Annotated in this window: 6 protein-coding genes; 3 read left to right on the plus strand and 3 right to left on the minus strand. The window is 65.8% G+C overall.

Features of this window, described 5'->3' with window-relative positions:
• Positions 1–117: 117 nt before the first annotated feature.
• A complete protein-coding gene (locus tag JMF82_RS09035; RefSeq protein ID WP_236585375.1) occupies positions 118–2,253 on the minus strand; it encodes a S46 family peptidase in 2,136 nt (711 codons plus the stop codon).
• Positions 2,254–2,429: 176 nt separating this feature from the next.
• Positions 2,430–4,511, minus strand: coding sequence for a hypothetical protein (locus JMF82_RS09040; RefSeq protein WP_236585376.1), 2,082 nt, complete (start codon positions 4,509–4,511; stop codon positions 2,430–2,432).
• 379 nt (positions 4,512–4,890) lie between these two features.
• On the opposite strand from JMF82_RS09040, the gene tdh reads away from it, so the two are divergent.
• The 3 genes from tdh (at position 4,891) to kbl (ending at position 11,325) form a co-directional block, all read left to right on the plus strand.
• The gene (gene tdh / locus JMF82_RS09045; protein ID WP_201314201.1) at positions 4,891–5,925 is read left to right on the plus strand and encodes an L-threonine 3-dehydrogenase; all 1,035 of its coding nucleotides are present in this window, start codon (positions 4,891–4,893) and stop codon (positions 5,923–5,925) included.
• A gap of 190 nt (positions 5,926–6,115) precedes the next feature.
• The gene (locus JMF82_RS09050; RefSeq protein ID WP_201314202.1) at positions 6,116–9,829 is read left to right on the plus strand and encodes a DUF748 domain-containing protein; all 3,714 of its coding nucleotides are present in this window, start codon (positions 6,116–6,118) and stop codon (positions 9,827–9,829) included.
• A 302-nt stretch (positions 9,830–10,131) separates the two neighbouring features.
• Positions 10,132–11,325: a glycine C-acetyltransferase gene (gene kbl / locus JMF82_RS09055; protein WP_201314203.1), complete on the plus strand. Its 1,194-nt coding sequence runs from the start codon at positions 10,132–10,134 to the stop codon at positions 11,323–11,325.
• A gap of 475 nt (positions 11,326–11,800) precedes the next feature.
• Here kbl and JMF82_RS09060 read toward each other — a convergent pair whose 3' ends face one another.
• Entirely contained in the window at positions 11,801–12,559 is a 759-nt protein-coding gene (locus JMF82_RS09060; protein WP_201314204.1) for a pseudouridine synthase, read from the minus strand.
• Positions 12,560–12,576 lie beyond the last annotated feature (17 nt).

Genomic DNA, 12,576 nt, shown 5'->3' on the forward strand with positions numbered 1-12,576 from the left:
GAATGAACACTTACTCCACGCCCAGTGCAATGAAACCGGTGTGAACCGGATGGTGCACGCCCGGGAGACGACGGTGCCGTGCTGGCAGCCGCCGGGGCATGCCAGCCGAGCCAAGGATCAGGGCGCGGCGTGGGCCGGCACGCCGAGTTCCTTCAACAACTGCGGCGCCGGGTACACCTTGTCCATCAGCCAGCGCATGTAGCGCAGGTCCACGTGGATGGCGCGCTTGTAGCGTGGGTCGAACATCCAGCTGGCGCTCACCGCCTCCCAGTTGCTGTCGAAGTTGAGGCCGACCAGTTCGCCCTTGGCGTTGAGCACCGGCGAACCGGAGTTGCCTCCGGTGGTGTCGAGGTTGCTGAGGAAATCCACCGGCATGGCGCCGGTCCTGGCGTCGGCGTAGCCGGCATAGTCGCCGCGCGCGATCGCATCGAGCAGTGGCTTGGGCGCGTCGAACGGTTCCACGCCGGTGTTCTTCTCCACGATGCCCGCCGTCGTGGTCAGCGGGTGATAGATCACCGCATCGCGCGCTTCCAGCGGCGTGACCTTGCCGTAGCTCACGCGCAACGTGGAGTTGGCGTCGGGATAGACCGCGCGCCCCTGCTTCTCGCGGTACGCGATCAGCGCATCCATGTACGCCGGCCGCAGGCGCAGCAGGTCACCCTCGCGCGCCTTGCGTTCTTCTTCCATGCGCAGCAAGGCCGGCTGCAACCTCGCGGCCAGCACCAGCAGGGCGTCGTCCGACGTGGCCAGCTCCGCCGGCCCGGCCTTCAGCCAGTGCAGGCGCTGCGCCTCGTCGCCGAGGCGGGTGGCGGCGTAGATCTTGTCCAACGCGGCCATCAGTTCGGCCGGCGTGCGCCCGAAGGCGGCATCGAACTCGGCCAGTCGCTGGGCCTCGGGCAGCTTCTGATAGCGCGCCAGCAGCGACGCCAGCAGTTGCTTCTCCACCTTCGGATCGTAACGGCGCTGCACCTGGCGCAGCATGCCGGCGGTGAGATCCTCGTCGCGCTGCTGGTAGCCGGTTTCGCGTTGCGCATCCGGCTTGGCGCGCTCATGGGCGAGGCGCTGCAGGGTCAGCGCCGAACGCATCAGCTGCGTCTGCGCCTGCATCACGGCGACCAGCAGGTCACGCTCGCGCGTGGCATTGCCGGCGGCGATCAGCTGCGCTACTTCGTCGATCTGCGGCCGCAGCGTGGCCGCCGCGGGTTGCGTCGCCAACCAGGCCATCATCACGTCCTCGTCCTTGCGGCGGATGGCGACGGCGTTGCTGCGCTTGAGGCCATCCAGCTCGCCGCTGAAACGCTTGATGCTGTTTTTCAGCGATTGCAGCTGCGAGGCATAGCGGATGGTCGCCTGGCGGTCGGTGTGACCGACCTCCTCGATCACGTCCTGCAACTGGCGCAGTACATCCACCGTGGCCGGCAGGCGCCATTGCACCTGATCGGCGAACTCGGCAGCCGTGCGATGTCGATAAGTCACGCCCGGGTAACCCGCCAGCATCACGAAGTCGCCCTCGCGCACGCCCTGCGACGCGATCTGCAGATGCGCCGGCGGGTGATAGGGCACGTTGCCCTTGGCGTAGTCCGCGGGCTTGCCGTCCGGCCCCACGTAGGCGCGCAGGATGGTGAAGTCGCCGGAGTGGCGTGGCCACACGAAGTTGTCCACCTCGTCGCCATAGTTGCCGATCGCGCGCGGCGGCGCGTACACCAGGCGAACGTCGCGCAGTTCCAACTGCTTCACCAGGTAGAAATCGCGGCCATAGAACATGTTGACCACGCTGCAGCGCACGCCGGGCTCGCGCTCGCATTCGGTCACCAGCGCCTTGCTCGCGGCATCGACGGCGTCGTAGTACGAACGCCCTGTCTTGCCCTTGGCCGCGCCGAGCACCTTGTCGGTGACCTTGTCGAAACCGGTGGTGACGCGCAGGCGGAAATCCGGATTGGCCGGCAGTTCCTCCGAGCGGTCGTGCGAGACGAAACCGTTCTGGATGAGATCACGCTGGGCGTTGCTGTTGTACTGGATGACGCCGAACGCCACGTGGTGGTTCGTCAGCACCAGGCCGTCGCTGCTGACGAAGGAACCGGTGGCGCCACCCACCTTCACCACTGCACTCAAGGGCGCCTTGGTGAGATCGGCGAGATCGGCGGGATTGCCCTGGAAGCCCGCGGCACGCAGCTGCTTGCCGATGCCGGGCAACTGCGACGGCATCCACATGCCTTCATCAGCGTGTGCCGTCGTGGCAAGCACCATGGCCATGACCCACCCCATCTTTCTCAAACGCATGCCTGTTCCTCGGGCGATTCGCAATAACTTGCGACCATAGAACGAATCACCCGCGCGGGTAACGCTGCATTGCACACCGCGAGCGAGGAAGGACCGTCGCTGGCCGTGGCAAACCGACGCCCGCCATGAGCCGCGGGCGTCGACATCGATCAACGGCAGGACAGCCCCGCGGGCGCCGGCAGCGCCAGGAACACCGTGCTCCACAGTTGCGCGGCGTTGGATTCGTCCTCGTGCGCGCCTTCCGCGCCGAACGGCTGGATGCGGTACTGGCCATTGGCGTAGGACCACGACCACAACTCGGAGGTACGCACCGCCTGCGCCGCACAGATTGCATGCCAAAGCCCCGCCTGGGCCGCTTCAAGATGCTGGCGCGTCGTCGCCGGCAGATCGCTGCGGGCCAGCTGGCGCTTCAGGCCCGCGGCCATGATCGCCTGCTGCCAGGCCCAGACCACGGTGCCGTGGTAGGCGTTGTTGCCAAAACGCGACCACACGTCGTGATCGGCGTAGGCGGGATTGGCGACCAGCATGCCCACGTCCGTCATCAGGCCGGCCGGGAATGGCCGCATCAGGTTGCCGACATTGCGATCCAGCACCGCCGCATCCGGCTTGCCGAACAGCAGCTGGAAACCCTCGTCGGAGTTCAGCACCGGGATCGGCTTGCCCTGCGCGTCCAGCGCGATCGCGGGGAACTCGACGGGAGAGGCATCCACCGCTTTCAGCGCAGCGGCGTCCGACACACCGATCTGCCTGGCGTAGTCGCGAACCTGCTCGCTGGCACGTTCGTTCGAAACGCGCACGGCAAACAGCGCGCTGGCATGGCGCTCCCATGCATCGGCGCTGGTCGCCGCCGCGCGCAGGCGCTCGCGCTGCACGGGCGTGGTGTAGTCGTCCAGCAGTCCGGCATCGAGGAACTGACCGATCGCACGCAACGCGGACGGCATCCAGACGGCGTTGACGTCATAGGGATAACGGCCGCGGCCGATGCCCTCGTTGCTGTCGCGCCACTGGCCCACCTTGGCGTTGGGCTTGAGCGCGATCAGGTTGGAATACACCGGCTGGCGCGCGAACGCCTCGCTGCTGTTGGCGACGAACAACAGGTTGCGCACCAGCGCATCACCCTGCCGCCCCGCTCCCAGCTTGCCGGCGAGAAAGGCGCGTGCGCCATGGCGGCCACGCGGGTCATCCAGCAGCCAAGCCGCCGCCACCGGCGGGAGCATGACATTGCTGTCGACCATGACGTAGTCGTAGATCGGCTCTGCCGAGGGTTTGCCGTCTTCCTTGAGGTGCTGCATCACCGCGAACTCGCCGATGCCTTCCTCGTGCGCGACCTGTCCGTCGGGCGAGAGGCGCGCCAGCACCGAGGCGATGCCGGCATCGACCGCCGCGGGCTGCAGCACTGGCATCAGCAGGCGCAGCGACATCATCGTGTCGCGCCCGAAATAGGTGTCGAAGCGCCACGAGCCGGCAAGGAACTTCTCGCGGTAGCTGAGGAACTGCAAGGCCTCGCGGCTGCGTTCATCCGGCTGCGCATGGTCGTTGAGCAGGTGGGTGAACGGGGTCAGCGGGGTTTCGCCGGTGCTGGCTTCGATGTGCAGGCGCATCGCCTCGCCCGCGCGCTGCGGACGCAGCACGAGGTGCCCGTCCTCGCGGGTGAAGCGGCCGTTGTCCGTGCTCAGCGCGATGGCATAGCCCGGTGCGCCATCCAGTCGCTCGCGCTGCCAACTGACCGAGCGCTCGGTGAGCTGCGGCGTGGCGGCTACCTTCGGTGTGGCCGCGAGCTGGGCGGCGTAGCCCTGGCCTTGCTGGTAATCGCGCAGCATGCGGATGCTGCCCAGCACGGCATCCTTCAGCACCAGCCGGTCCGCGGTGACGCTGGCATCGGCGGCGATGCCGTTCCAGGCATGGCCATCGACGGTGCGACGCTGGCCCGTCACCTGGCCCAGGGACCAGTGCACCGGCTTGTCGGTCGGCTCGAACCACAGGCCCGCCCCGCTGTTGCCGGCCGGGAAGGCCACCAGCACGCGCGGCTTCTCGCCGGAGCTGAGCAGCAGATGGGCGGCGACGCTGCCGTCCTGGAAAAACGCGTTCTCGATGTTTCCTTCGGTGATGCGGAATTGCAGGGGCGCCCTGGAGCCCTGCTCCGGCGCCGCCCAGGCCGGCGACAGCGCCAGGCCCGCGACCCATGCCAGTGTAGCCGCGACCGGCCACCCTCCCAGCTTCCGCCTCGCCAAAACCGGACTCCCCATCGTGCTCAAACGCATTCGCCCGCTCCGTTCAGTGACGCACAGTCTTGCGACAGTAAGGCAACATTGACTCAGTATCGTCGCTGTCACCAGCCCTGTCTGTTCGCAGGCCACAGGGGCGTCGGCGCCGGCAGCCTGGCTGGCCGCGGAGACGACGGACCGAATGGATGCGTACAGACCGGGCTGGCCCCAACCGGTTGAAAATCAAAGAATGGGGTGATGCCTGGAAAGCGTCATGGCGAGGACGATACTGAGCCGATGTTGCCTTAAAGCATGGGCCCGGCACCACAACGTTGCAGTGCATGAAGCCGGCAACCCGGTGGCCTTCTATAATGTCGGTTTTCCCGTCCTTCCCCACGGAAATCCCATGCCTCAGACGATGAAAGCCCTGGTCAAGCGCAAGCCCGAACAGGGCATCTGGATGGAAGAAGTGCCCGTCCCCGAGGTCGGCCCCAACGAGGTGCTGATCAAGATGGAAAAGACCGCGATCTGCGGCACCGACCTGCACATCTACAAGTGGGACGACTGGTCCCAGCGCACCATCAAGCCCGGCCTGACCATCGGCCACGAGTTCGTCGGCCGCATCGTGGAAATCGGCCCGGGCGTCACCGGCTACAAGGTCGGCGACCGCGTCTCGGCCGAAGGCCACATCGTGTGCGGCCACTGCCGCAACTGTCGCGCCGGTCGCCAGCACCTGTGCCCGAACACCGTGGGTATCGGCGTGAACCGCAACGGCGCGTTCGCTGAATACATGACCATGCCGGCCTCGAACTTGTGGCCGATCCCCGACCAGATTCCGTCCGAGCTGGCCGCCTTCTTCGATCCTTATGGCAACGCCGCGCACTGCGCGCTGGAATTTGACATGATCGGCGAGGACGTGCTGATCACCGGCGCGGGCCCGATCGGCATCATCGCCGCCGGCATCGCCAAGCACGTGGGCGCACGCAACGTCGTGGTCACGGACATCAACGACTACCGCCTCAAGCTGGCGGCGGACATGGGCGCCACCCGCGTCGTGAACGTGGCCAACCAGTCGCTGAAGGACGTGATGAAAGACCTGCACATGGAGGGCTTCGACGTGGGCCTGGAAATGAGCGGCAACCCGCGCGCCTTCAACGACATGCTCGAATGCATGTACCACGGCGGCAAGATCGCCATGCTCGGCATCATGCCGCGCGGCGCGGGCATCGACTGGGACAAGGTGATCTTCAAGGGCCTCACCCTGCAGGGCATCTACGGCCGTCGCATGTACGAGACCTGGTACAAGATGACCCAGATGGTGCTGACGGGTTTCCCGCTGCAGAAGGTGCTCACGCACCAGATCCACATCGACGACTTCCAGAAAGGTTTCGACCTGATGGATGCGGGCAAGTGCGGCAAGGTCGTGTGCTCCTGGAGCTGAGCTTCCACGAAACCATCACATAATCGAACATCCCGCCGGTGCATCCGGCGGAAAAACCGATGCTTCAGACTCGGCCGCCCTAGTACACTTCCCGCCTAGGGCGCGCCGACAGCATGACCGGGATTGGGACGTTGCCAGGTCGACGTGGCCTGGCATGGTCGGCTCGCGATGACCTTGGAGCATCGTCGGCATGGCTGAGCTGTTCGGCAATCCCCGTCTGGCCGCAGGACGCGACCGCGCCCTCGCCGTTTACCATTCGCACCGCGTCCGCAAGTGGAGCCTGATCGCTGTCATCGCGATCGTGGTGTTCGGATTGCTCGGCTTCCTCGCCGCGCCGTACATCATCCGCAGCCAGATCGAGAAGCGCGCCAGCGTCGCGCTGCAGCGCCAGGTCACCCTGGGCGCCGTGCACCTGAATCCCTATACGTTGCGCCTGCAGTTGGACCAGCTGCATATCGCCGACGGCGACGGCAAATCGCCCTTCGTCGACATCGACCAGGCGGTGATCAACGCCTCGTGGGGTTCGCTGTTCCGCCTGAAGCCGGTGCTGGACGAACTCTCCCTGCGGCGTCCGCGCATCCATATCGCGCGCACGGGCGACCAGCGCTTCAATTTCAGCGACATCATCGATCGCTTCAATGCGACGCCGTCGGACCCGAATGCGCCGCCCACGCGCTTCGCGCTGTCCAACATCAGCGTGCACAACGGCGACATCCAGTTCCAGGACGAGGCGCTGAAAACCAGCCATCACGTCGAGAACCTCGAGCTGGGCATCCCCTTCATCGCCAACCTGCCCAGCGACACCGACATCTTCGTGCAGCCCCTGCTGTCGATGAAGGTGGATGGCAGCCCGTTGCGCATGGATGGCCACACCAAGCCCTTCGCGGACAATCGCGAATCGACCATCGATTTCCGGCTCGACCGGCTCGATCTCGCGCGCTACATCGGCTATGCGCCGACGACGCTGCCCGTCGCGATCCCGAAGGGCCTGCTGAGCGGCGACCTCACCCTGCATTTCGTGCAGGCCAAGCCCGAGCCCCAACTGCAGCTCACCGGCAAGCTGCAACTGGACGACTTCGCGCTCAACAGCAGCGACGGCCAGGCGATCCTGGGCCTTGGCAGGGGTACCGTCGACCTGTCCGATGTGCAGCCGCTGCAATCGCGCTATGTGATCGGCGCACTCGCGCTCGAACAGGCACAGCTCTATTACACCGCCACCGCGGACGGACGCAGCAATTTCGATACGTTGACGGCGGCGCCCGCGAAACCGGCCACCGATGCGAAGACCCGGCCGATGGATCTGCGCATCGCCGCGATGACGCTCGCCAACAGCGGCATCCACTACGCCAATGCCACCGGCAAGATCGATCTCGGCAACCTGCACGGCGGCATCCAGGGCTTGAGCATGCAGGCCGCCCCGGCAGCGAAACTGGATGTGACGGCGCAGTTCTTTGGCGGCGAGCTTTCCATGAAAGGCACGGTGGATCTCGCCAAGAGCAAGTTCGTTGCCGCGCTCAACCTCAAGCGGGTCGACATGGCACCGCTGCAGGCAGCCACCTACCAGGGCCTGGCTGCGCGCCTGACCAACGGCAAGCTGGATGCCAGCGGTCAGTTGCAGGTCGATTGGGGCACGCCCTTCAACGTTCACTTGTCCGATGCCCACGCCACCGTCACCGACTTCGCGATGGAGCCGCAGTACAAGGGCCACGATTCGCCGGTAGCCTGGAAGGTGCTGGAGGCGGAGGTCACCCAGATCGACCTGGCCTCGCAACAGGCACAGCTCGGCACCGTCAAGGCGACGGGCCTGGGCCTGGACGTGCAGCGCAACAGCAACAAGTACATCAGTCTCGTCGACCTGTTCGCCGCCAAGGGAGCACCGGCGAAGAAAGCCGAGGCCAACAGCACGCCATGGCACTGGAGCATTGCTCACCTGGTGTTCGACAACGCCGCCGTCGCCTTCACCGACCTGGCGGCCGGCAGCGACAAGCCCGTCAAGATCAAGATCAGCGCGCTCAGCGGCGGCATGGACAACCTGAGCGACAAGCTCAACGAGCCGCGCGACATGAAATTGTCGGGCACCATCGACAAGGGCAGCTTCACGGCCAGCGGCAAGGTCCAGCCGATGCCGACGCTCGCCGACATCCAGCTCGACACGAAGCGCCTGGATATCTCCAGCTTCCAGCCGTACATCAGCGTGCCGCTGAACGTGACCATCTCCAGCGCGCGCATCACCAGCAACGGCAAGCTGCATTACGACGGGCGCGGCGCCGAGCCCAAGATGACCTACAAGGGCAACGCCGCGCTGGAGCAGGTGCGCATCCAGGACAAGCTCACGGGCGATGACTTCCTGCGCTGGCGCACGCTGAGCGGCAACCAGCTCGATGTCTCCTACGGCGTCGGCGCTCCGCGCATGCACGTGGCCAGCCTCGCGCTCAGTTCGTTCTACGCGCGCATGATCGTCAACTCGAACGGCACGCTGAACTTGTCCGAGGTGGTGGCGAACCCCGAAGCGGCGCCGGTGTCGGTGACGCGCGGCGAGAACGAGCAGCCCGTCGCCGGCGCCAAGCCGGCCCCAGCGCCTCCCGCGAAGGCACCGCCCTCCGCACCGGCTCCGGCCGCCGCCTCGACGGCAAAAGCGCAAACCGCTGCCGCGGCGCCGGCGCCCTCTTCTTCCGCACCCGCGGCACCGGCCGCTGACATCCGCATCGGCGGCATCACGCTGATCAACGGCCAGCTCAACTACACCGACAACTTCATCAAGCCCAACTACACGGCCAACATGACCAAGGTCACCGGCAAGATCGGCGCCTTTGGCACCACGCCGGGCGATCCGCCGGCGGACCTGTCGGTGCAGGCCGCGCTGAATGACAACTCGCCCATCGATATCGACGGCACCATCAATCCGCTGCAGCCCGTGGCCTTCCTCGACATCAAGGGCAAGGCGAACGAAGTGGAGCTGACCGGCCTGAGCGCGTATTCCACCAAGTACACGGGCTATCCCATCACCGGCGGCAAGCTGACGATGGACGTCCATTACATGCTGGACCAGCGCAAGCTCAATGCGGACAACCACATCTTCATCACCCAGCTGACCTTCGGCGACCGCGACGAAAGCCCGGGCATCCAGCATCTTCCGGTGAAGCTGGCGGTGGCGCTGCTGAAGGACACCGAAGGCAACATCGACGTCAACGTGCCCGTGTCCGGCTCGCTGGACGATCCGCAGTTCAGCATGGGCGGCCTTATCTGGCGCGCCATCGGCAACCTGATCGCCAAGGCGGTCACGGCGCCGTTCCGGCTGCTCGGCGCCGCCTTTGCCGGCGGCAACCACGAGGATCTTGGCTATGTCGAGTTCGATGCGGGTTCCGCCGTGCTCGACAAGAATGCGCAGGATCGCCTGGGCAAGGTCGTGGCCATGCTCAACCAGAAGACCTCGCTGAATCTCGACGTCACCGGCCGCGTCGATCCGTCGAAGGACCAGGACGGCCTGCGCAAGGTCACGGTGGACACCATGGTGCGCCGCCAGAAGGCGCTGGACCAGGACGGCAAGAACGCCGACACCTCCGATGCCGCGCTCGCCGCGGTCAACGTCACGCCGGACGAGTACGAGAAGTACCTCAGGCGCGCCTACAAGGACGACGATTTCAAGGGCAAGCCGAAGAACTTCATCGGCCTCAAGAAGTCGCTCGATCCCGACGAGATGCGCAGCTTGATGGAAACCAATGTCGCGGTCGACGAATCCGCCATGCGCGACCTCGCCCAGCGCCGCGCCGCCGCCGTGCAGGCGTGGCTGAAGGGCAAGCTGGACGACAAGCGTGTATCGCTGAAATCGCCCGTACTGGATACCAAGGGCATCGACGACAAGGGCAAGACGACCCGCGTGGAGTTTGGCCTGCACCAGGGGTGAGGTGGCTACACCGCCTCGCCCTTCAACGCCGTCATTCCGGCGCAGGCCGGACAAGCGCGCAGCGCGCAGAACGCCCGTAGGGCGGCCCCGAAGGGCGAGCGTAGCGAGTCATCCAGCAGCGACATGGCTCGATTGTCGCCATAAGCCTTGCTCGTTGCCCGTCGCGAAAAAACCGGCGCTACCGGCACTGGATTCCGGCCTGCGCCGGAATGACGGCAGGAGGGGCTGCCGCCCTGCCGCCTTCCTTCACAGCCCGCCCCTGAGGGGTCAAAATAGCTCTTTGCCCCAGCGGACCCTTCCCCATGAGCTACCCCGGCCAGTCGCGCTTCGCCGCCGAACTCGAATCCATCCGTGAGCAGGGCCTGTTCAAGGCCGAGCGCATCATCGTCTCGCCGCAATCGGCGAAGATCCGCCTCGACAGCGGCAAGGAAGTGCTCAACTTCTGCGCCAACAACTATCTGGGTCTCGCCGACCATCCCGACGTGATCCAGGCCGCCAAGGAAGCGCTGGACACCCACGGCTTCGGCATGGCCTCCGTGCGCTTCATCTGCGGCACGCAGGACCTGCACAAGCAGCTGGAGCAGAAGATCGCCGAGTTCTTCGGCACCGAGGACACCATCCTTTACGCCGCCTGCTTCGACGCCAATGGCGGCCTGTTCGAGCCGCTGCTGGGCGAAGAGGACGCGATCATCTCCGACGCGCTCAACCACGCCTCCATCATCGACGGCATCCGCCTGTGCAAGGCCAAGCGCTTCCGCTATGCCAACTGCGACATGGCCGACCTGGAGAAGCAGCTGCAGGCCGCCGACGCCGCCGGCGCGCGCACCAAGCTGATCACCACCGATGGCGCGTTCTCGATGGACGGCTTCATCGCGCCGCTGGACGAGATCACCGCGCTGGCCGAGAAGTACAACGCGCTCGTGCACATCGACGAATGCCATTGCACCGGCTTCCTCGGCGACACGGGTCGTGGCTCGGCTGAAGTCAAAGGCGTGCTCCACAAGATCAACATCATCACCGGCACGCTGGGCAAGGCGCTCGGCGGCGCGCTGGGTGGCTTCACCACCGGCCCGCGCGAAGTGATCGAGATGCTGCGCCAGCGCTCACGTCCCTACCTGTTCTCCAACTCGCTGCCTCCACACGTGGTCGCCGCCGGCATCAAGGTATTCGACATGCTCGCCGCCGCCGGGGAACTGCGTGACCGGGTCAAGGCCAACACCGCCTACTTCCGCGAGCAAATGGCCAAGGCCGGCTTCGACATCAAGCCGGGCGTGCATCCGATCGTCCCGGTGATGATCTACGACGCAAAGAAGGCGCAGTCCATGGCCGCCGAGCTTCTGGAGGAAGGCATCTACGTCACCGGCTTCTTCTACCCCGTGGTGCCGCAAGGCCAGGCCCGTATCCGCACGCAGATGAGCGCGGCGCATACGCGCGAACACCTGGACCAGGCGATTGCCGCGTTTACCAAGGTGGGCAAGAAGTTGGGTGTGATCTAACTAGGCAACACAACGAAGAGGGTGTCGCCTTGAGCCCTCTTCGCCACCTCGCCTTAAGTCTTCTGTGCATCGACGCGTTGCGGTGTAGCCATTCCGTTCGCGGGAGCAGCAAGCGCATTCCGGCTGGCCCCGGTCGGCCGACGCTTCTATTTCAGGTGCTGCTATGGACGTTGGCGCGGCACCCCAGCGAAAGGCAACCACCCGAACTCGAAAGAGCAACAGCCCTGCGGACCGGCGCGAAAGGCTGTCGCGCACTGGGTGCGCTCCCACAAAAAGGGCAGCGATTTTGCGGGGACCGCGGCGGAGGGCTGTCGCGCACTGGGTGTGCTCCTACAAAAGGGGCAGCGATTTTGCGGGGACCGCGGCGGAGGGCTGTCGCGCGCTGGGTGCGCTCCTGCAGTTAGTAGCCATAGCCGTTGGCGAGTGGTAACAAAAGCCGTTGGCAAGGACATGGAACGGCCCTCGCCGGGAATGCTTACGGCTGGGACAATGCCCGCACCTCAGCGTCACTGAGGTGGCGCCACTGCCCTTTGGCCAGCTCGCCAAGCGCCAGCGACCCGATCGCCACCCGGATCAACCGCAGCACCGAAACATCGTGCGCCGCCAGCAATCGTCGGATATGCCGGTTGCGCCCCTCGTCCAGCACGATCTCCAGCCACGCATGCTTCTCACCCTGGCGCAGCAACACCGCACGGCGCGCGGCGAGCCGCTCGCCCTGCTCCACCACGCCTTCCACCAGCGCATCCAGCAAGGCCTGACCGGGAATGCTGTCGACCTGCACGTGATAGGTCTTGTCGACGTGATGCTTCGGCTCGGTGAGCCCCGCGGCCCATACGCTGTCGTTGCTCAACAGCAGCAAGCCCTCGCTCGCCTTGTCCAGCCGCCCCACCGGCCCCAGCCACGGCAATCCTGCGCTCTTCAACAGGTCATAGACGGTGTCGCGGCCGCGCTCATCCGCTGCACTCACCACGATGCCACGCGGTTTGTTGAGCGCGATGTAGACGCGTTCGCTTGCCACCACGGCTTCGCCGTCAAGCGTAATGCGTTGCCGCTGCGCATCGGCGGGACGCTCGGGATCGAGCACGACCTTGCCGTCCACGCGCACCCTGCCCTCGCGCACGGCTTTCTCCGCCTGGCTGCGCGAACACACACCCAGCTTGCTGAGCACGCGCGCCAGGCCATGCCGGGGCGTCGACGGCGCAGGTATTCGCGGCTTGGGATGGGATGGACGCATGAGGGCACTCGAAGACC

This window comes from Dyella sp. EPa41 (genome assembly GCF_016586165.1).
Classification (GTDB): Bacteria; Pseudomonadota; Gammaproteobacteria; order Xanthomonadales; family Rhodanobacteraceae; genus Dyella.